Origin of the sequence: Kocuria kalidii, assembly GCF_044462225.1 — a bacterium.
GTDB lineage: Bacteria > Actinomycetota > Actinomycetes > Actinomycetales > Micrococcaceae > Kocuria > Kocuria kalidii.
Map to the genome: position 1 here is coordinate 1 of NZ_JBISWJ010000106.1, position 18554 is coordinate 18554.

Consider the following 18554-nt stretch of genomic DNA (forward strand, 5'->3'; position numbering starts at 1 on the left):
CCGGGCCCCTGCCCGTGCCGTCCTGCGGCACCCTCAGTGCGCCCCCACTGCCCGGGCGTGCCGGGCCGCGGCCTCGGCACCCTGCGTCCAGCGGTCCCCGTGGCCGGGGAGCACCGTGCGCGCCCCGGTGGCCGCCACGGCGTCGAGGGACGCGAGGGCCACGGCCGAGTCGTTGGTGGCCGCGGCGGCGACGATCTGCGGGCCGCGCCGGCCGGTGTACGGGTCGAGCGTCACGAGCGCGTCCCCGCTGAGCACCGTCCCCCGGTCGGGGAGGTCCAGGACGCAGTGCCCGTCCGTGTGGCCGGGGGTGTGCACCACCACGGGCCGGCCCGGGACCGGCAGCGCGGCACCGGCCTCGAACGGGCGGACGTCCCGGACCCCCTTGACCGCGAGGGCTCCGGCCACCGCCATGCGGCCGAGCAGCGGCAGGGACCGCGGGTGCGTGAAGGGGTAGAGGAACCGGTTGCGCTCGGGCCGGTAGCGGTACGGGTGGGCCGCCAGCCGCGCGTCGTCCGGGTGGCCGAGCACGGGCAGCCCCCACTCCTCCTGAGCGCGGCGGGCGAAGCCCACGTGGTCGAAGTGCGCGTGCGTGAGCACGAGCGCCCGCACCTCGTCCGGGCGCCGCCCCCGCTCCTCCAGGGCCGCCAGCAGCATGGGCCACATGCTCGGCAGGCCGGCGTCCACGAGCGTGACGCCGTCGTCGTCCTCGACCAGGTAGCAGTTGACGTGGGCGTGGGTGATGCGGTGGATGCCGTCGGCCACTTCGGGGGTGAACATGGGTCTCCTCACTCGATCAGTGTGCTGATCATACCCGCCGGCCCGCGACACCGGCGGGGAGCCGCCCGCCGGGACGTCGTCCCGGTATCATGGGCCGCACCCCGACCCGCGGACCCCCCGGTCCGTCCGGCACCGGCCTCCGCTCCCCCGCGCCGGCCCTCGCCGCTCCCCCCGCACCCGTCCCCCCGAGAGGTCCCGCTGTGATCGACCAGCGTCCTGACGTCCTGCCCTCCGTCGAGATCGTCGCCGTGCCCTTCCACCGGCTCCGCCGGAACAAGTGGGCCCTGACCTTCGTCCCGGCGGACGGCGGCCGCCCCGTGCACCGGACGTTCCCGGTCTTCCGGGAGGCCGTGGCCGCCGCTCGCGCCCTGGCCCTGCAGCAGCGGGCGGCCGTCCGCGCCTGAGCCGGCCCGGCCCCGCCCGGCGGCGCCGGACCGGTGCGGCGGCGCCACGTGGTGCGCGGTCAGCCCCGCGCACGGGGTTCACTCGGCGAGCGCCTGCACCAGGACGTCGGCGACGGCCTGGCTCGACCGGGGGTTCTGTCCGGTGATGAGGTTGGCGTCGCGGACGACGTGGCTGGACCACGCGGGTCCGGTCTCCACGACGGCCCCCTTCTCCCGCAGGACGGTCTCCAGGAACCAGGGGGTGTTCGCCCCGGTCCCGCCGCCGAGCTCCTCCTCGTTGGTGAACGCGGTCAGCCTCCGGCCCGCGAACAGGAACGTGCCGTCGTCCTGGGCGCTGAGCAGGGCGGCCGGGCCGTGGCAGAACGGGGCGATGAACCGTCCGGCCCGGTCCGAGGACGCCAGGATCCGGCCGAGCGAGCGATCGTGGACGAGATCCGCCATCGGGCCGTGGCCGCCGGGCAGGACGACGGCGTCGTAGTCGTCGTGGTCGATCTCGGCGAGGGTGCGGGGCGCGGAGAGCTCGGCGGTGATCTCCTCCAGGTACCGGCGGAGCTCGTCGGCCCGTTCGCTGCCCCCGGCCGCGTCCGGGGCGAGGCTGGCCGGGTCGACGGTGGGCGGGCGCCCGCCCGGGGTGGCGACGTCGACCGTGTGCCCGGCCCGGCGCAGGGTCCGGTGGGCGACGACGAGCTCCTCCGCCCAGAAGCCGGTGGGGTGGTCGGTGCCGTCCCGCATGGTGAGGGAGTCGGCGGCCGAGACGATCAGCAGGACACGGGCCATGGCGGTTGCTCCTCGACGGTGGTGTCGTTCCGGGTGGTGTCGGTCCGGGCGGTGGCCCGGAGATGGTCTGGAGGTGGTCCGTCTTGCGTGCCGCAACGAGTCCGTGCGCGTGCTTATTCCGTCCCCGGCGCAGGGCGGGTCGACGGGCGGCACCGATAGGCTGACCGGGATTCCGGCACATCCGAGGAGGTCTTCGTGGAACAGCACATCGACGGGCACGACGAGCAGCACGACGAGCAGGGGCCCGGCCGGCGCACGGTGGTGATCACCGGCGCCAGCGACGGCATCGGCGCGGCGGCCGCCCGCGAGCTGTCGGCACGGGGCCACGAGGTGGTCGTCGTCGGCCGCTCGGCCGGCAAGACCGAGGCCGTGGCCGGGCCCCTCGGGGCGCGGCACTTCACCGCGGACTTCGCACGCCTCGACGACGTGCGCCGGCTCGCCGCGGACCTGCGGGGGGCCGTCCCGCGGATCGACGTCCTGGTCAACAACGCGGGCGGGATCTTCGACCGCCGCGAGGTGACGACCGACGGGCACGAGCAGACGTGGCAGGTCAACCACCTGGCGCCCTTCCTGCTCACCCACCTGCTGCTCGAGGGGCCGCTGGCGGGCGGGTCCGCGGTGCTCAACACCTCCAGCGTCGCGGCCCGCATCGGCCGGCTCTCCCAGCAGAGGCTCGTCGACGACCGGCGCTGGTCCCCGCAGCGGGCCTACGGGGACACGAAGCTCGCCAACATCCTCTTCACCCGCGGTCTCGCCCGCCGGTACGGGGAGGACGGTCTGGCCGCGGCGGCCTTCCACCCGGGTGGTGTCGCGACCAACTTCGCCTCGGGCACCAGCACTCCCCTGCGGTTCCTCTACGACACGCGCCTGGGCCGCCGGATCATGAGGACCCCGGAGCAGGGGGCGGAGACCCTCGTGTGGCTGGCCGACGGCACGGCCGGGCGGGACTGGCGCTCCGGGGGCTACTACGAGAAGCAAAAGCCGGCCCGCACCAACCCCCGCGCGGCCGACGACGCGCTCGCTGACGCCCTGTGGGAGCGCAGCGCCGAGCTCGTCGGGCTCGGCCCGGCGGCGGCCCGCTAGCCGGGGCCGCTGCTCGGGGGCTGATGCGTCGACCACCTCACCCGGCAACGGGCCTTCCGCATCGACGTCCCCATCGGCGGCACGGTGGCCGGAGCCCACGACGCGGCGCGCCGCGGGAACCCGCCCGGCGACCGCCCCACCCCGCGCGGTCCGAGCGCTCCCTCGGGCACGGCCCGGACTGACCGAAAGACCATGTGCGAACGAGAACTCCGCGGGTAGGTTGGGAACCGGACCGGCACCCCCGCCCGGCCCGGACACTCACCCCCCTCGGAAGGCACTGCCATGATCAATCTGGTCGGCGAGTTCGACGCGTTCTTCAACCCCAACTTCACCGCCATCCTCGGGATGTTCCTCGACCTGTTCCGCGCGGTCCTGCTCGGCGGCTGAGGCGGGATCCGGCCCGCCCCGATCGACCCCGTCCCCTCGGCGCCGCCGGTCTCCTCCGGCGGCGCCGAGGGCGTCTCCGGCCGCGGGCCCCCGGCCGTGCTCGCCGGGGCACGGGACCGACCGGCGGTGCCGCTAGCCTGGAGCCCATGGGCTGGCACATCGGCACCTCCGGGTGGAGCTACGACCACTGGGAGCACGTCCTGTATCCCCCCGGCACGCCCCCGGCGAGGCGGCTGGAGCTCTACACCCGCGTCTTCTCCACCGTGGAGCTCAACGCCAGCTTCTACCGCTGGCCGAAGGGCTCCACCTTCGCCGGCTGGAACCGGCGCCTGCCCGAGGGCTTCCGGATGACCGTGAAGGCGCCCCGCGGGCTGACGCACGCGAAGAAGCTCTACGCCCCCGAGACCTGGAGCCGACGGATGGCCGAGTCCTGGCACGAGCTGCGGGACCGGCGGGGCGTCCTCCTCGTCCAGCTGCCCCCGGCCCTGGCCCGCGACGACGCGCGTCTCGACTGGTTCCTGGCCGGCCTGCCCGACTGGCTGCCGGTCGCGGTGGAGTTCCGGCACGACAGCTGGACGCACCCGGAGGTCTTCGAGCTGCTCCGGCGCCACGGCGCCGCCTACTGCGTGCTGAGCGGGGCCGGGCTGCCCTGCGTCCTCGAGGCGACGGCGCCCTTCGTCTACGTCCGGTTCCACGGCCCCGACGACCACCACCTCTACGCGGGCTCCTATCCGGACGCCGACATGGCCTGGTGGGCGGACCGGATCCGGGAGTGGCACCACGACGGCCGCGAGGTCTGGGCGTACTTCAACAACGACGGCGAGGGCCACGCCGTGCGCAACGCCCTCACCCTGCGGCGGTTCCTCGAGGGCGGCTGAGAAGACGGCACGGGCCCCGGCTGCTCCGCCCGGGTGGGCGCAGCGGCCGGGGCCCGTGCGGGGTCGTGCCCGGGGGCGGTCAGCGCCGGACGCCGGGCCTGCCCCAGGAGAACGGCCCGAGGTGCTCGCCGGTCGCGCCCAGGTCCTCGACCTCGCCGGCGGACAGCACGGCCCCCGGGCTGTGCCCGTCGGCCTCGCACCGCACCACCACGACCATGTCGAGGTGGGCGGGCTCGTACGGAACGCCCAGGACGGTCTCCCCGGCACGCAGGTCCAGTCCCGGCCGGTCGACCAGCATCCGGTAGCGGGACACCCGGGGCGCGGCCGCCTCGGACGTGGTGGGCGCGGGCGTCAGGCTGTGTGCTGTCATGGTGGAACCTCCTGGTGATGGAGCGCACCGGAGGCTCGAGGGACTCCGGTGCCGGATGGGGGTGCTCGACATCGTTGTCCGTCTTCAGGATAGCGGCACGCGCACCGGGCCGGTGCCGGATCGGCCGGTGATTCGAGTCGCACCGGCGACGCCCCGGCAGGCTCCGACGTGGCCCGACGGAGCCCGGGGGCGTGCTGCGGGGCTCGACGGGGCCTCCACCGCCGCACCCGCTCCGGACCGCCCGGACCTGCCGGGCGGGCGATCCCCGGGCATAGGCTGGGCCCACGATCCCCGAGAAGGACAGGAGCCGGGAATGGACCGCTACGAGGAGCCCGCCGACCGCGACGAGGCCTACGCCGCGACGAGCCAGGACGATCTGGGCGTCCGTGACGAGAACTGGCTGACCGCCTCCACGGACGAGGACAACCGGCGCGAGGACGACCGGCCGGAGAGCACCGCGGACCGCACCGTGCCACCGGAGATCACGGACACCGGGCGCACCGGCGGGGACGGGCAGGACGGCTGACCCGGGGCACGTCCCCGCTGTCCTGCGACCCGAACGGTGCCGGAGAGGACGACCGTGCTGACCGACCCCCGCCAGGTGGCCGACGGTTTCGCCGAGGCCTGGAACGACGCCGACGCCGACGCCCTGGCCTCCCTGTTCGTCCCCGACGCCGACTTCGTCAACGTGGTCGGCCTGTGGTGGACCACCCGTGACCAGATCCGTGCCCACCACGCCTACGGGTTCCGGCACATGTTCGGCGACTCCGTCCTGATCCTCCGGCGGGTCACCGTCCGGCGCCTCGGCGACGACGCCGCGGTCGTGCACGCCGCCTGGCGCATGACCGGCCAGGTGAACCCGGACGGCGGAGGGGCCGGGGAGCGGACCGGGGTGCTCACCTGCACCGTGGCCCGGCAACCCGACGGCGGCTGGCTCGCGGTCAGCGCCCAGAACACCGACGCGGTCCCCGGCGCCCAGACGCACGTGGCGACCGGGGACCGGCTGGTTCCGGAGAACTACTCCCGGCGACGCACGGGACGGCGCTGAGGGCACGGGCCGCGAGGCGGGCCCGGACCGGCCGCCGGCGCCGCCCGGCCGGCGTCGGGCACGCCGGCCCCCGCACCTCGCGCCACGTCGTCGCGGTGCTCACGCCACCGGGACCGCCCGGACGGTGTCAGGCCACGGCCTTCCGCACGAGCTCGCTGATGGCCGCCTCGCCGGCCGCCCCCAGCCCGGTGAGGGCGTAGGACGTCGGCCACATGCCACCGTCGTCGTCGAGATGCGCCTCGGGACCGAAGCCGAACGACGAGTAGCGCTCCTTGTCCTTCTGCCCGCTGCGGAAGAAGCAGACCACCTTCCCGGCCCGGGCGTAGGCCGGTTGGCCGTACCACAGCTTCGGTGCCAGCTCCGGAGCGGCGGCGGTGACGACGGCGTGCACGCGCTCGGCCAGCTCCCGGTCCGGGGACGCCATCTCGGCGATCGTCGACAGCACTGCCGCCTCGTCGGCGGCGGCCTTCCTGCCGCCACGGCCTCCGCGCGCCTCTGCCCTCAGCTCCGCGGCCCGCGCCCTCCTGGCCCCCCGCTCATGCTCGGCGAACCCCTGCGCCGCGGCGTCGTCCGGTGCCTTCTCGCCGGCCCTCGAGGTGTCGCTCATCGTGTGCCTCTCCGCGTCGATCGGTGGTTCCAGTATTCCTCCACGCCAGCCGCCACGGCACGATCGGCGTGCTGTGTTTCCCGGTTCCGTCGACGGCCCGACCGCCCCGCGACGCCCCGGCGCAGCCGGGCGCCGGCTTCCGCACGGAGTCGCGCCCCAGCAGGACCGTGCGTGATGTCGTGCCCGGAGTGTCAACATGTGTTGACGCGCGCTCGACCGTCATCGTAGGTTGACGGCCAGGAGGTGTGCCGGCGATGGAAGAGGGCACGATGAGCGCACTGGCGGCGCAGGCGGAGGACGACGACCCGTTGCGGGCGCTGGCCGCCACGGCGCAGCTGCACCGGCAGGTGTCCCAGCGGGAGGCCGTGGCCGTGCGCCGGGCCCGCGCGCGAGGGGCGTCGTGGTCGCAGATCGCCGCGGCCCTTGGAGTGAGCCGGCAGGCCGTGCACCGCAAGTACGGGGGATCGGGATGCGAGCGTGACTGAGACGACGGCCGACGACGCACCGGCACCCCGGGGGCAGCTGCGGGACCTGACGGGCTATCTCACGGAGCACCGCGGCGTGCTGGGCGTGGTGCTGGTCCTGTCCGTGCTGGGGGCAGGCCTGAGCCTGGCACAGCCGCTGGTCGTCAACCGCGTGATCCGGTCCATCGGCACGGACCAGGCGCCGGCACCGGTGGTGACCGTGCTCGTGCTGCTGGTGCTCGGCGCCGGCCTGGTGGGCGCGGTGCAGCAGTACCTGCTCGAACGCACGGCCGAGGGCGTGGTGCTCACCGCGCGGCGGCGGCTGGTGGGGCAGCTGCTGCACCTGCCGGTGCGCGAGCTCGATGCCCGCCGGGCCGGGGACCTGGTCTCCCGGGTCGGCTCGGACACCACCATGGTGCGGGCCGCCCTGACCGGGGGGCTGGTGGACGCCCTCGGCGGGTCGCTGGTGTTCGCCGGCGCGCTGGTCGGCATGGCGGTGCTGGACCCGCTCCTGCTCGGCATCACGCTGGGCGTCGTCGTGCTGGCCGTGCTGGCCGTGCTGGCCGCCTCGGCGCGGATCCAGACCCTCACCCGGGCCGCGCAGGACGCCGTGGGCCGGCTCGCCGCCGGCGTGGAGCGCGCCGTGTCGGCGGTGCGCACCATCCGGGCCGGCGGAGCCACCGAGCGGGAGGTGGCCCGGCTCGAGACCGAGGCCGTGTCGGCCTGGGAGTACGGGGTGCGCGTGGCCGGCGTCGGCGCGGTGCTCTGGCCGATCAGCGGGCTCGCCGTCCAGGGGTCGTTCCTCGTCGTCCTCGGCGTGGGCGGCTCCCGGGTGGCGGCCGGCACGCTGGCGGTCGCCGACCTGGTGACCTTCATCCTCTTCCTGTTCATGATGGTGATGCCGCTGGGTCAGTTCTTCTCCGCCATCACCACGGTCCGCACCGCCCTGGGCGCCCTGGGCCGCATCCAGGAGATCCTGGACCTGCCCCGCGAGGACGCGGGCGACCAGGTGCCGAGCGGGGCCGGCCCCGGAGCCGTGCCGACCGGAGCCGTGGAGCGAGGACGTCCCGCCACGCTGACCTTCGACCACGTCACGTTCTCGTACCGGCCGGGCCGCCCCGTGCTCGACGCCGTCAGCCTCACGGTCCCGGCCGGGTCGACCACCGCGATCGTCGGGCCGTCGGGCGGCGGGAAGTCGACGCTGCTCGCCCTGGTCGAGCGCTTCCACGACCCCGAGCGCGGGGCGATCCGCCTCGACGGCACAGATCTGCGGGCCCTGTCCCGCTCGGACCTGCGGTCCCGGATCGGCTTCGTCGAGCAGAACGCCCCGGTGCTGGCCGGAACCGTCCGGGAGAACCTCCTGCTCGCCGCTCCCGAGGCCGACGAGGCCTCCTGCCGGGCGGTGCTGGCCTCCGTCAACCTGCTGGAGCGTCTCCAGGAGCACCCCGAGGGCCTGGACGCCACGGTCGGGGACGACGGCGCCGGCCTCTCCGGTGGCGAACGCCAGCGCCTGGCGATCGCCCGCGCCCTGCTCGCGGACACCCCGCTGCTGCTGCTCGACGAACCCACGGCCAGCCTGGACTCCCGCAACGAGCAGGCCCTGCACGCCGCCATCCGCTCCGCCGCGGCCGGGCGGACGGTGCTCATCGTGGCCCACCGCCTGTCCACCGTCGTCCGCGCCGATCAGATCGTGGTGCTCGACCGCGGACGCCTGACCGCGGCCGGGACGCACGAGGAGCTCCTGGACACGTCGGAGCTCTACCGCGAGCTGGCCCGCCACCAGCTGCTCGTCCGGCCGGCGGTCAGTCCTCCGGGATCCACTGCGTGCCGTCGGCCCGGGCGTTGAGCTCGTAGGCGGTCCGCCCGTCGAGGGACTCGCGGAGGATGTCCGCGTGCCCGGCGTGCCGGGCGTTCTCCTCGACCATGTGCAGCGCCACCCACCGGGCGGGCCACGTTCCCAGGTCACGCGGGAACCACGGGGCGTCCGGGACGGGGATGCGTGCCTCCGGGTCGGCGGTGCGCAGTCCGGCCTCGACGCGGTCGGCCAGCGCCAGCAGGGCCGCGCGCAGGGACTCGGCGGTGTCCTCCGGGCGCACGGCCTCCGGCAGGATCGCCCCGGCCGCGTGGCCCTCCTCGTCCGGCAGGTCGGCCGGCGGATCGTCCGAGGCCCGGCCGGGGGCGGTGAGCACGGCGAACGGACCGTGCTCACCGATGTACAGGACGTGCCGGGCCAGCGCGCCCAGGCTCATGGCGCTCGCGGAGGCGGTCGTGCGCAGCTGCTCGGGGTCGAGTCCCTGCAGCGTGCAGGCGACCTGGCGGATCTGCTGGCTCGCGAAGGCGGCCAGGCCGTCGCGCTCGTCGGTGACGGTCCGGGTGAGGAAGGGCATGGTGGGCTCCTGCGGTGTCGTGCGGATGGGTGTCGTGCGGTTCGGCAACGGGCTGATCGGGGACGTGGCCGGGTCCGGCGGGACGGGGCCGGTCGGGCCGGTCGGCGGCGCCGGTGCCGACGTCGAGGACGGCCATCGCGGTTCCTTCCGGTCCGGGGTGCTCCGGGCTGGCTCCCGGGGGGACGAGGCCAGTGTCCGCCCAGGAGCGGACAGATGCTGTCCGCCGGTCCGAGGAGACTGGTCCCATGACCGATCCCACGCGCCGGGTGCTGCGTATGCTCTCCCTGCTGCAGTCCCGCCCGGTGTGGAGCGGACCCGAGCTGGCCGCCGAGCTGGGCGTCACGGTGCGCTCCGTGCGCCGGGACGTCGACCGGCTGCGGGAGCTGGGCTACCCGGTGCCGGCCGGCCGGGGACCCGGCGGCGGCTACCGCCTGGGGCAGGGGCGGCGGCTCCCGCCCCTGCTGCTGCAGCCGGAGGAGGCGGTGGCCGCGGCCGTGGGGCTGCGGCTGGCGGCGGCGTCGGGGATCGACGGGCTGGGAGAGGCCGCGCTGCGGACGCTGACGACCCTGGACCAGGTGATGCCGCCGGGTCTGCGCGAGGAGGTCGCCGCCGTGGCGGGAGCCGTCGACGTCGTGGTCCCGGCCGGGCCGGGTGTGGACGCGGACGTCCTGGTCCTGCTGGCACGGGCCGTCCGGTCCCGGGTGCTGGTGCGCCTGGACTACGAGACGCGGGACGGGCGGCGGGCCGAACGCCGGATCGAGCCGTACCGGGTGCTGTCGCTGGGACGGCGGTGGTACCTGTTCTGCTGGGACCTGGACCGGGAGGACTGGCGCACGTTCCGGCTGGACCGGATCCACGGCGGGCGCGCCACCACCTTCCGGTTCGCCCCGCGCCCGGTGCCCGACGTCGAGGAGCACGTGCGCCGGTCGGTCACCGCGTGGGCCTTCGCGCACACCGTGCGTGTGCGTCTGCTGGCGCCGCTGGCGCAGGCCGCGGACGCCGTCCCGGCGCAGGCCGTGCGGCTCACCGCCGACGGCCCCGCCGCGTGCCTGCTGGAGGCGGGAGGGGAGGACCTGGGCGAGATCGCCCTCCACCTGGTGCGGACCGGCTTCGAGTTCGAGGTCCTCGAACCGCCGGAGCTGGCGGCGGTGCTGCGGGACATGGGGCAGCGGATGCTCAGGGCAGGCACGGCAACCGGGGAGTCCCCGCGCGGTCCCGGTGGCCGGGCCTCGGATCCGCCGGTGCCGAGCGCATAGGATCCACAGAGGCGCTCTCCCGGGCACTCCCCTGCGCCCGGCCCCTGCGGTCTCCGCACGCACCGACGACAGGACACCTCCCATGCGCAGCCCCGCCACCGCCCTGCTCGCTCTCTCCGTCCTGGTCCTGACCGGCTGCGGGCCGACCGCCGACGACATCGCCGCGATGGCGGACGGCGAGACCACCTACGACGACGCCCTGGCCCTGCGCCAGGACGTCGTCGACGCCGGCGTCGAGTGCCCGAGCGTCGAGCAGATGTCCTCCCCGGCCGCCGCGGGGACGACCTTCCTGCAGTGCGACGGCACCATGGCCATGGCAGTGGCCGACTCCGAGGAGCGCCTGGCCGAGCTGCTGGCCGGCATCGGCGGCGAGGAGCACGCACCGTTCCTGCACGAGGCCAACTGGATCGTGATCGCCAGGAGCGAGGCCCCGCTGGAGGTGCTGCAGGCCGAGATCGGGGGGCGGATCACCGCGAGTCCCTGAGCCGTCACGGGTGCCGGCCCCCGTCCGCCCCCGTGGGAGGAGGGGCGGGTCGCGACCGGCGTCGTCCTGCCGGGGACCGGCCATGACCGCCGACGAGCACGAGCGCCGGTCCGACCCCACAGAGAAGGGCGGACCGACGCTCGTCACGTCCTGTCGCCCCTGGCCGGGCGACACCTCCATCGTGACACCGTCCGGGCGACCACCGCACACCGGCCTCCCGGATGACGTCCGGAGGACCGCCGGGATCCGACCGCGGGCCGGGTCGCCCGCCGCGACGACGGCGTCGTTCCGCGGTCGGGAGCCTCACCGGCGTCGCCGGGGACGGAGCGGCGGCGGCGCTCCACCCGACCTGTGCCGGGCACGGCCGGCAGGGGGCGACGCCGATCGTCCCCGGTGCCGGGGACACCGGCCCCCTGCGGCACCGCCCACGGCCCGCGGGGCCGGGAACGGCAGGGCTACTGGATCTGCTGCCGGGTGCGGGAGATGGTCTCCTGCAGACCGGGCGTGCTCCCGCCGTCGTCGACGAAACTGAGAGCCGCCCCGCACCCCATGGCACCGAGACCCAGCGCCAGCAGCGCCGTCAGCGGCCCGGCGAGCTCGCCGCCCTGGGCGACCGCACCGAGACCCGCCGTCATCGCGATGAGGGCCACCGCGGCACCGCACCCCATGAGCACGGCCGTCACCTTTGATTGCTTCTGCAAATGCTCCACGCCCCCCACACTAGACCTTTGTCCACTTTTCATCCACCGACGACAGAAGGTGACGCCCGGACCGACCCGGGAAGGAGCTCGCGGACGGCCCGGCCGATATGCAGAGGACGTGGGACCGGGGCACGCACGACGACTCGCGACGATCGCTGCCGGGCCAGCAGATGCGCGGGCCCCCGGGTCACGCCGGCGCCGCAGCCTCTGCCTCCTGCTCGGGGCCCCCGTCGGCCACCGCCGGCGGCCCGTGCACGGACGCCGCGGACAGGACGAACGCACGGCAACGACGACAGCCCCGTCGACGACAGGCTTCCTGCTCCTGTCGACGACGGGGCTGTCGTCTCCGGCCCGACCGGGCCGCTTCCTGTGCGCGAGGGGGGACTTGAACCCCCACCCTCTAATACGAGGACTAGCACCTCAAGCTAGCGCGTCTGCCTATTCCGCCACCCGCGCGAGTGGATCCAGGTCGATCGGACGGCCGTCTCCGGCTGCCCTCCCTGAACGCAACAGGAAACAAGCTACCACATGCGCGCTCGCCGTTCACGTCGGGGCGCTGCCGACGGCGGCCGCCCCGGCCGCCGGACGACGCCCGGGCCCCACGGGGCTCAGAGCACGGAGCGGTAGACCTCCACGGTGCGCTCGGCGATGGACTCCCACGCGAAGTGCTCCTCCGCACGGCGTCGGCCGGCGGCGCCCATCTCCCGGGCCCGCGCGGGGTCCGAGACCACGTCGGTCAGCGCCGCCGCGAAGTCCGCCACGAACTTCTCGGGATCCACCGGCGTGCCGGTCCCGTCCTGGGCCTGCTCGAGGTCGACCAGGCGGCCGGTCTGTCCGTCGACGACGACCTCGGGGATGCCGCCGGTGGCGGAGGCGACCACGGCGGTGCCGCAGGCCATCGCCTCGAGGTTGACGATCCCGAGGGGCTCGTACACGGACGGGCAGGCGAAGGCCGTGGCGCCGGAGAGGATCTGGACGACCTCGCGGCGCGGCAGCATCTTCTCGATGAGCACCACCCCGGACCGGGTGGCCCTGAGGTCGTCGATGAGCGCGTTGACCTCGGCCCCGAGCTCCGGGGTGTCGGCGGCCCCGGCGCACAGCACCAGTTGGACGTCCTCCGGCAGCCGGGCCGCTGCGCGCAGCAGGAAGGGCACGCCCTTCTGCCGGGTGACGCGGCCGACGAACGCCACGGAGGGCCTGGCCGGGTCGATGCCGTAGGACTCGAGCACGTCGGTGTCCTCGTCGGGCACCCACTGGCTGACGTCGATGCCGTTGTGCACCGTCCGGACCCGGTCGGGGTCCACCTCCGGATAGGACCTCAGGATGTCCTGGCGCATGCCGTCGGACACGGCGATGATCGCGGCGGCCGCCTCGTAGGCGGTCTTCTCGACGAAGGACGAGACCGCGTACCCGCCGCCGAGCTGCTCGGCCTTCCAGGGGCGCAGGGGCTCCAGGGAGTGGGCGGAGAGCACGTGCGGGACGCCGTACATCAGCGACGCGAGGTGTCCGCCCATGTTGGCGTACCAGGTGTGGGAGTGCACCAGGTCGGCGCCGGCGATGTCCCCGATCATGGCCAGGTCCACCCCCAGCGTCTGGATCGCGGCGTTGGCGCCGGCCAGGTCCGACGGCACCGGATAGGCCTGCACCTCCGCGCCGGCGACCCTCGGTTCGCGCGGAGCACCGAAGCACCGCACCCTCAGGTCGACGAGCGGGGCCAGGACCCGCGACAGCTCGGACACGTGGACCCCGGCGCCGCCGTACACCTCGGGCGGGAACTCCTTGGACAAGATATCTACTCGCACGGTTCCGAGCGTACTGCAGGATCGCGGCCCTGCCACGAGAATTCCGGCGGCGGGCGTGCGGCACCGCGCCCACGGTGACACATCATGACTCCTGTGCGGCCCGTCACGCCGGGTCGCGACTGTTAAGACACAATGAAGGCGCCTGTCGAGTGGTTCCGCACCGCGAGGCGGAGATGTTGCGCCCGATCGCCGAAGAAGTCAGAGAGGTTCCCATGGCCCACCGTAAGAAGGTACTCGCGATCGTCCTGGCCGGAGGCGAGGGCAAGCGCCTGATGCCGCTGACCGAGGACCGAGCCAAGCCAGCGGTGCCCTTCGCGGGCGGCTACCGGCTGATCGACTTCGCGCTGTCCAACATCGTGAACTCCGGCTACCTCCAGGTCGTGGTGCTCACCCAGTACAAGTCGCACTCCCTGGACCAGCACGTCACCCAGACCTGGCGCCTGTCCAACCAGCTGGGCAACTACGTGGTGACCGTCCCGGCGCAGCAGCGGCGGGGCAAGGAGTGGTTCCTGGGCTCCGCCAACGCCATCTTCCAGTCGATGAACCTCATCGACGACGAGAAGCCGGACATCGTCGTGGTGGTCGGCGCGGACCACGTGTACCGGATGGACTTCTCGGCCATGGTGGACTTCCACATCGCCTCGGGCGCCCGCGCCACCGTCGCGGGGGTCCGCCAGCCCATGGAGATGGTGACGTCCTTCGGCGTGATCGAGACGGACCCCGAGGACGTCACGAAGATCACCCGGTTCGTGGAGAAGCCCGAGAGCACGGCTCCCCTGCCGGACGACCCCAACGCCTTCTTCGCCTCCATGGGCAACTACGTCTTCGACACCGACGCGCTCGTCGAGGCCCTGCGGGCGGACGAGACGAAGGACGGCACCAGTCACGACATGGGCGGGGACATCATGCCGTGGTTCGCGGACCGCGGCGAGGCCGCCGTCTACGACTTCACGGACAACGACGTCCCGGGCTCCACGGACCGTGACCGGCAGTACTGGCGCGACGTCGGCACCCTGGACTCGTACTACGACTCGCACATGGACCTGATCCGCCCGCTGCCCGTGTTCAACCTGTACAACTACGCGTGGCCCCTCTACACCCACGAGATGCAGGCCCCGCCGGCCAAGCTCGTGCGCGGCCCCCACGGCGAGGGCGGCATCGCCACGGACTCGATCCTCTCGCGCGGGGTCCTGGTCACGGGCGGGCGCGTGACCGAGTCGGTGCTCTCCCCCAAGGTGCTGGTCCACAACGACGCCACCGTCAACCAGTCCATCCTGCTGCCCAACGTGCAGGTCGGCGCGGGTGCCGTGGTGGAGAAGTGCATCCTCGACAAGAACGTCGTGGTGCCGCCGGGCGTGCAGGTCGGCGTGGACCGGGCGCAGGACGAGGCCCGCGGCCTGACGGTGACCGCGTCCGGGATCACCGTCGCCCCGAAGAACTACCGCTTCGAGAAGTAGGGACGGAGCACCCGCCACGGCGGGGCCGTGCACCCGCCGGGGTGCGCGGCCCCGCCGCCGTCACGCCGTCTGCGTGACCTCGACCTTGACCTCCAGGCCCGAGGTCCCGCCCCCGCCCGTGACCATGCCCTTGAGCGGGGTCACGTCGGTGTAGTCGCGGCCCCGGGCCACGGTGACGTGGAAGTCGGTGAGCTGCGTGTGGTTGGTGGGGTCGTAGGCGTACCAGCGGTCGTTCCACCACTCCACCCACGCGTGGGACTCCCCCGGCACGGTCGTGCCGATGCCCGCCTCGTAGTCGGGGTGCAGGTACCCGGAGACGTAGCGGGCGGGGACCCCGATGTGGTGCATCATGCCGATGGCCACGTGCGCGAGGTCCTGGCACACGCCCTTGGCCTCCCGCCAGGCGGCCTCGGCGTCCGTGTGCACGCCGGTGACCCCCGGCACGTACTGCATGTGCGAGGCGATGCCCCGGAAGATCGAGGCGGCCGCCGCGGCCGGGTCCGCCGACTCCTTGCGGATCTCCTCGGCGACCTTCTCCAGCTCGGGTCCGATCCGGGTGAGCGGGGTCTGCGGGACGAAGTCGGAGACCGCGTCCAGGACCTCGGCCGTTGCCAGCTCCTCCCAGCTCAGCCCGTCGGAGGCCTCGTCGCCGGGCCGCCGGTGCACCTCGACGGTGGCGGAGGAGCGGATCTCGAGGTGCCGGTGCCGGCCCTGGATGTCGAAGGCCGCGACCCGCGTCCCCCAGTAGTCCCGGTAGTTGCTGACCGTGGCGGTCCCGGGACTCAGGGTCAGCTCCGCCTCGAGGACGATCTGCTCGTCGTCGGAGACGGGGGTCATCCGGGCCTCGTTGTAGGACTTCGAGACGGTGTCGTTGTAGTCGTAGCGGGTGGTGTGGTCGATCTTGAGCCGGGTCACAGCATGCCTCCGAACCAGGACGCCTCGACGGCGTGCGAGAAGTACTTGGCGCCCACGGACTCGGACGCCTTCGCGCACGCGGCCTGGACGTTGTTGAGGTGCTCGGGCAGCACCGCGATCAGGTCCTCCGCGTGGTGGAACTCCAGGGCGGTCCGGGCCTCGCCGATGATCCGGCGGGCGTCGTCCTTGAAGCCGACCCGCTGGATGCCGGGCTCCAGGTCGACCATGATGCCCTCCGCCGTGGTGAGCGCGTGCAGGATCGAGCGCGGGAAGAGCCGGTCGAGGAGCAGGAACTCGGTCGCGGACTCGTCGCTGAAGGTCCCGTACCGGGTGCGCAGGAACGCCTCGTAGGCACCGGCGCAGTGCAGGATCGACACCCACGACATGCCCGACGTGGACGTGGACCGCGTCCACAGCAGCCGGGACGTCATGTCCGCCCGCTCGATCGCGGCGCCCAGGGACAGGAACATCCAGGACTCGTCGTGGGACATGGTCATCTGCACCTGCCCGCGCACGGTCGCCATCCGCTCGATGGTCCAGTGGCACACCCGGAAGGTGCCGACGACGTCGCGGCGGTGCTGCCCGAGGCCGTAGTAGGTGGAGTTCAGGGACTCCCACATGGCCGAGGACACGGTCTCCCGGGCGCGGCGGGCGTTCTCGCGGGCGGCGTGCAGGGACCCGGAGATCGAGGTCAGGCAGTTCTTGTTCCAGGCGAGCTCGTGGATCATCGACCGGACGCTGTAGTCGCCGTCGGCCGGCGCCACGCCCATGACGTCCATGATCCGGCGCACCTCCCCCTCCTGCTCGCTCACGGGCAGCTGCGTGATGCGCTCGAGGTGGACGTCCAGGATCCGCGCGACGCCGTCGGCGCGCTCGACGTAGCGGCCGATCCAGAACAGGGACTCGGCGATGCGGCTCAGCATGAGGGCCCCTCTCCTGTGCGGGTCGACGCAGTGCGGGATGCAGTGCGGGTGGCGGCGCCGGAGGCAGTGGTGGGCGCCGTGCGGGTCTCCGGACCCGGGTGCGACGACGCCTGTTGCTGCTGCTGCTGCTGGCCGCCGCCGCCCTCGTCCTGCCAGGAGGCGGAGACCGGCCACGTGTGCACCGAGGAGTCGACGTCCTTGGGCGGGGCCTGGCCGGGGTCGAGGTCCTGGGTCTGCGGCTGGCCGAGCACCCAGGTGTCCTTCGAGCCGCCGCCCTGCGAGGAGTTCACGATCAGCGAGCCTTTCTGCATGGCCACGCGGGTCAGCCCGCCGGGCAGCACGTAGACCTCGTCGCCGCTGTTCACCGCGAAGGGCCGCAGGTCCACGTGCCGGGGGCTGAACTCCCCCTCCGCGAACGTCGGCACCGTGGACAGCTGCAGCACCGGCTGCGCGATCCACCCGCGCGGGTCGGCGAGCACCTTCGCCCGCAGCTCCTCCAGCTCGGCCTCGGTGGCCTGCGGCCCGATCACCAGGCCCTTGCCGCCGGAGCCGTCCACGGGCTTGACCACCAGCTCGTCCAGGTGCTCCAGCACGTAGGCGCGGGACTCGTCCTCCTCCAGCCGGTAGGTGTCCACGTTGGGCAGCACCGGCTCCTCGTCGAGGTAGTACCGGATGAGGTCGGGGACGTAGGAGTAGGTGAGCTTGTCGTCGGCCACGCCGTTGCCGATCGCGTTGGCGATGGTGACGTTGCCGGCCCGGGCGGCGTTGACCAGTCCCGAGCAGCCGAGCACGGAGTCGGAGCGGAAGTGCAGCGGGTCGACGAACTCGTCGTCGATCCGCTTGTAGATCACGTCCACGCGCTGCTCGCCGTCGGTGGTCCGCATGTACACCTTGTCGCCGCGGACCACGAGGTCGCGGCCCTCCACGAGCTCCACCCCCATGAGCCCCGCCAGCAGGGTGTGCTCGAAGTAGGCGGAGTTGAACACGCCCGGGGTGAGGACGACCACCGTGGGATCCTCGGCCGCCTCCGGGGCCGTGGCCCGCAGGGCCTTGTACAGGTGACGGGGATAGGCCTCGACGGCGCGGATCGGCTGGGACATGAAGGCCTCGGGGAGGCCCTTGGTCATGGCCCGCCGGTTCTCGATGACGTAGGAGACGCCGGAGGGCACGCGCACGTTGTCCTCGAGGACCCGGAACACGCCCTGCTGGTCCCGGACCACGTCGATGCCCGCCACGTGGATCCGGACGCCGCCCGCGGGCCGGAAGCCCCACACCGCCCGGTGGAAGTGGGCGGAGGACGTGATCAGCGCCTTCGGCACGATCCCGTCCGCCACGACCCGCTGCTCGCCGTAGACGTCGTCGAGGAAGCACTCCAGGGCCCGGACCCGCTGCTTGACCCCGCGCTCGATCACGTCCCACTCCCCGGCGGTGATCACCCGGGGCACGATGTCGAGCGGGAAGGGGCGCTCCTCCCCCGCGAAGTCGAAGGTCACGCCCCGGTCCAGGAACGACCGGGCCATGGAGTCGGCGCGGGTGTTGACGTCGCTGAGGGTGAGGTCGTCGAGGACCCCGCCGATGCGGTCGTAGCCGGGGCGGACCTGCTGGTCGGCCGTGTACATCTCGTCGTAGGCCGCCGCCACGGCCATGTCGGTGGCGTAGTTCTCGAACAGGTCGGACATGTCGGGCGATCACATGCCTTTCGGGGTCGGGGCGGTCGGCACGGGGAGGCCGTACGGGAAGTATGGACCGGCCGTATTTCGCAGCGGTAACCGTCGTCCGGAGCGTTTCCCCGATTGTGCCACGCGCCACGCCAAGGGATGCCGGAGACCGTGCC

Annotated in this window: 20 protein-coding genes and 1 tRNA gene; 10 read left to right on the top strand and 11 right to left on the bottom strand. The window is 73.7% G+C overall.

Going from position 1 to position 18554, the window contains the following annotated elements; genetic code table 11:
* Positions 1-33 precede the first annotated feature (33 nt).
* Positions 34-777, bottom strand: a complete 744-nt coding sequence (locus ACH9D3_RS15540; protein WP_396411622.1) for an MBL fold metallo-hydrolase — start codon at positions 775-777, stop codon at positions 34-36.
* A 200-nt stretch (positions 778-977) separates the two neighbouring features.
* Here ACH9D3_RS15540 and ACH9D3_RS15545 point away from each other — a divergent pair, with 200 nt between their 5' ends.
* Complete coding sequence (locus ACH9D3_RS15545) at positions 978-1181, top strand: hypothetical protein (RefSeq protein ID WP_396411623.1); 204 nt, start codon at positions 978-980, stop codon at positions 1179-1181.
* 78 nt (positions 1182-1259) lie between these two features.
* Here ACH9D3_RS15545 and ACH9D3_RS15550 read toward each other — a convergent pair whose 3' ends face one another.
* Positions 1260-1958: a DJ-1/PfpI family protein gene (locus tag ACH9D3_RS15550; protein ID WP_396411624.1), complete on the bottom strand. Its 699-nt coding sequence runs from the start codon at positions 1956-1958 to the stop codon at positions 1260-1262.
* A 195-nt stretch (positions 1959-2153) separates the two neighbouring features.
* Between ACH9D3_RS15550 and ACH9D3_RS15555 the strand changes: the two genes are divergently transcribed.
* The gene (locus ACH9D3_RS15555) at positions 2154-3041 is read left to right on the top strand and encodes an SDR family NAD(P)-dependent oxidoreductase (protein ID WP_396411625.1); all 888 of its coding nucleotides are present in this window, start codon (positions 2154-2156) and stop codon (positions 3039-3041) included.
* Positions 3042-3574: 533 nt separating this feature from the next.
* Positions 3575-4306 carry a DUF72 domain-containing protein gene (locus tag ACH9D3_RS15560; protein ID WP_396398211.1) on the top strand — a complete coding sequence of 244 codons (732 nt, stop codon included), beginning with the start codon at positions 3575-3577 and terminating at the stop codon, positions 4304-4306.
* A 79-nt stretch (positions 4307-4385) separates the two neighbouring features.
* On the opposite strand, the gene ACH9D3_RS15565 is transcribed toward ACH9D3_RS15560, so the two are convergent.
* The gene (locus tag ACH9D3_RS15565; protein WP_396398212.1) at positions 4386-4676 is read right to left on the bottom strand and encodes a hypothetical protein; all 291 of its coding nucleotides are present in this window, start codon (positions 4674-4676) and stop codon (positions 4386-4388) included.
* Between the two features lie 313 nt (positions 4677-4989).
* Between ACH9D3_RS15565 and ACH9D3_RS15570 the strand changes: the two genes are divergently transcribed.
* Positions 4990-5202: a hypothetical protein gene (locus ACH9D3_RS15570; protein ID WP_396411626.1), complete on the top strand. Its 213-nt coding sequence runs from the start codon at positions 4990-4992 to the stop codon at positions 5200-5202.
* A gap of 54 nt (positions 5203-5256) precedes the next feature.
* Positions 5257-5724: an SgcJ/EcaC family oxidoreductase gene (locus tag ACH9D3_RS15575; protein ID WP_396398214.1), complete on the top strand. Its 468-nt coding sequence runs from the start codon at positions 5257-5259 to the stop codon at positions 5722-5724.
* Between the two features lie 127 nt (positions 5725-5851).
* Here ACH9D3_RS15575 and ACH9D3_RS15580 read toward each other — a convergent pair whose 3' ends face one another.
* Positions 5852-6331: a DUF1801 domain-containing protein gene (locus tag ACH9D3_RS15580; protein WP_396411627.1), complete on the bottom strand. Its 480-nt coding sequence runs from the start codon at positions 6329-6331 to the stop codon at positions 5852-5854.
* Positions 6332-6585: 254 nt separating this feature from the next.
* Here ACH9D3_RS15580 and ACH9D3_RS15585 point away from each other — a divergent pair, with 254 nt between their 5' ends.
* Positions 6586-6816: a helix-turn-helix domain-containing protein gene (locus ACH9D3_RS15585; protein WP_396411628.1), complete on the top strand. Its 231-nt coding sequence runs from the start codon at positions 6586-6588 to the stop codon at positions 6814-6816.
* Positions 6809-8641 (top strand): ABC transporter transmembrane domain-containing protein, encoded by a 1833-nt coding sequence (locus ACH9D3_RS15590; protein ID WP_396411629.1) that lies wholly within the window; start codon positions 6809-6811, stop codon positions 8639-8641. The genes ACH9D3_RS15585 and ACH9D3_RS15590 overlap by 8 nt, the downstream gene beginning before the upstream one ends.
* On the opposite strand, the gene ACH9D3_RS15595 is transcribed toward ACH9D3_RS15590, so the two are convergent.
* Positions 8598-9182: a mycothiol transferase gene (locus ACH9D3_RS15595; protein WP_396411630.1), complete on the bottom strand. Its 585-nt coding sequence runs from the start codon at positions 9180-9182 to the stop codon at positions 8598-8600. The genes ACH9D3_RS15590 and ACH9D3_RS15595 overlap by 44 nt on opposite strands.
* Before the next feature lie 245 nt (positions 9183-9427).
* On the opposite strand from ACH9D3_RS15595, the gene ACH9D3_RS15600 reads away from it, so the two are divergent.
* Together ACH9D3_RS15600 and ACH9D3_RS15605 are read left to right on the top strand one after the other, a co-directional pair.
* Entirely contained in the window at positions 9428-10438 is a 1011-nt protein-coding gene (locus ACH9D3_RS15600; RefSeq protein ID WP_396411631.1) for a WYL domain-containing protein, read from the top strand.
* An 82-nt stretch (positions 10439-10520) separates the two neighbouring features.
* The gene (locus ACH9D3_RS15605; RefSeq protein WP_396411632.1) at positions 10521-10922 is read left to right on the top strand and encodes a hypothetical protein; all 402 of its coding nucleotides are present in this window, start codon (positions 10521-10523) and stop codon (positions 10920-10922) included.
* Between the two features lie 455 nt (positions 10923-11377).
* Here the strand turns inward: ACH9D3_RS15605 and ACH9D3_RS15610 are convergent, their stop codons facing one another.
* The 3 genes from ACH9D3_RS15610 to glgA form a co-directional block, all read right to left on the bottom strand.
* Positions 11378-11632 (bottom strand): hypothetical protein, encoded by a 255-nt coding sequence (locus tag ACH9D3_RS15610; protein WP_396411633.1) that lies wholly within the window; start codon positions 11630-11632, stop codon positions 11378-11380.
* Positions 11633-11993: 361 nt separating this feature from the next.
* Positions 11994-12079 (bottom strand) — tRNA-Leu (locus ACH9D3_RS15615).
* 152 nt (positions 12080-12231) lie between these two features.
* Entirely contained in the window at positions 12232-13425 is a 1194-nt protein-coding gene (gene glgA / locus ACH9D3_RS15620) for a glycogen synthase (RefSeq protein ID WP_396411634.1), read from the bottom strand.
* Between the two features lie 212 nt (positions 13426-13637).
* Between glgA and glgC the strand changes: the two genes are divergently transcribed.
* Positions 13638-14882: a glucose-1-phosphate adenylyltransferase gene (glgC, locus tag ACH9D3_RS15625; RefSeq protein ID WP_396398223.1), complete on the top strand. Its 1245-nt coding sequence runs from the start codon at positions 13638-13640 to the stop codon at positions 14880-14882.
* 60 nt (positions 14883-14942) lie between these two features.
* On the opposite strand, the gene ACH9D3_RS15630 is transcribed toward glgC, so the two are convergent.
* The 3 genes from ACH9D3_RS15630 to ACH9D3_RS15640 are packed head-to-tail and all read right to left on the bottom strand — an operon-like array spanning position 14943 to position 18399.
* Positions 14943-15797, bottom strand: coding sequence for a transglutaminase family protein (locus ACH9D3_RS15630; protein WP_396398224.1), 855 nt, complete (start codon positions 15795-15797; stop codon positions 14943-14945).
* Complete coding sequence (locus ACH9D3_RS15635; RefSeq protein WP_396398225.1) at positions 15794-16720, bottom strand: alpha-E domain-containing protein; 927 nt, start codon at positions 16718-16720, stop codon at positions 15794-15796. Before ACH9D3_RS15635 ends, ACH9D3_RS15630 begins: the two co-directional genes overlap by 4 nt.
* Positions 16714-18399 (bottom strand): circularly permuted type 2 ATP-grasp protein, encoded by a 1686-nt coding sequence (locus ACH9D3_RS15640; protein WP_396411635.1) that lies wholly within the window; start codon positions 18397-18399, stop codon positions 16714-16716. Before ACH9D3_RS15640 ends, ACH9D3_RS15635 begins: the two co-directional genes overlap by 7 nt.
* Between the last annotated feature and the right edge of the window lie 155 nt (positions 18400-18554).

What these genes read in the sequence shown, in the direction of transcription:
- ACH9D3_RS15595 (WP_396411630.1), bottom strand. Translation starts at nt 9,182, where the DNA reads ATGCCCTTCCTCACCCGGACCGTCACCGACGAGCGCGACGGCCTGGCC.
- ACH9D3_RS15600 (WP_396411631.1), top strand. Translation starts at nt 9,428, where the DNA reads ATGACCGATCCCACGCGCCGGGTGCTGCGTATGCTCTCCCTGCTGCAG.
- ACH9D3_RS15585 (WP_396411628.1), top strand. Translation starts at nt 6,586, where the DNA reads ATGGAAGAGGGCACGATGAGCGCACTGGCGGCGCAGGCGGAGGACGAC.
- ACH9D3_RS15605 (WP_396411632.1), top strand. Translation starts at nt 10,521, where the DNA reads ATGCGCAGCCCCGCCACCGCCCTGCTCGCTCTCTCCGTCCTGGTCCTG.
- ACH9D3_RS15550 (WP_396411624.1), bottom strand. Translation starts at nt 1,958, where the DNA reads ATGGCCCGTGTCCTGCTGATCGTCTCGGCCGCCGACTCCCTCACCATG.
- ACH9D3_RS15570 (WP_396411626.1), top strand. Translation starts at nt 4,990, where the DNA reads ATGGACCGCTACGAGGAGCCCGCCGACCGCGACGAGGCCTACGCCGCG.
- ACH9D3_RS15560 (WP_396398211.1), top strand. Translation starts at nt 3,575, where the DNA reads ATGGGCTGGCACATCGGCACCTCCGGGTGGAGCTACGACCACTGGGAG.
- ACH9D3_RS15565 (WP_396398212.1), bottom strand. Translation starts at nt 4,676, where the DNA reads ATGACAGCACACAGCCTGACGCCCGCGCCCACCACGTCCGAGGCGGCC.
- ACH9D3_RS15580 (WP_396411627.1), bottom strand. Translation starts at nt 6,331, where the DNA reads ATGAGCGACACCTCGAGGGCCGGCGAGAAGGCACCGGACGACGCCGCG.
- ACH9D3_RS15640 (WP_396411635.1), bottom strand. Translation starts at nt 18,399, where the DNA reads ATGTCCGACCTGTTCGAGAACTACGCCACCGACATGGCCGTGGCGGCG.
- ACH9D3_RS15635 (WP_396398225.1), bottom strand. Translation starts at nt 16,720, where the DNA reads ATGCTGAGCCGCATCGCCGAGTCCCTGTTCTGGATCGGCCGCTACGTC.
- ACH9D3_RS15540 (WP_396411622.1), bottom strand. Translation starts at nt 777, where the DNA reads ATGTTCACCCCCGAAGTGGCCGACGGCATCCACCGCATCACCCACGCC.
- glgC (WP_396398223.1), top strand. Translation starts at nt 13,638, where the DNA reads ATGGCCCACCGTAAGAAGGTACTCGCGATCGTCCTGGCCGGAGGCGAG.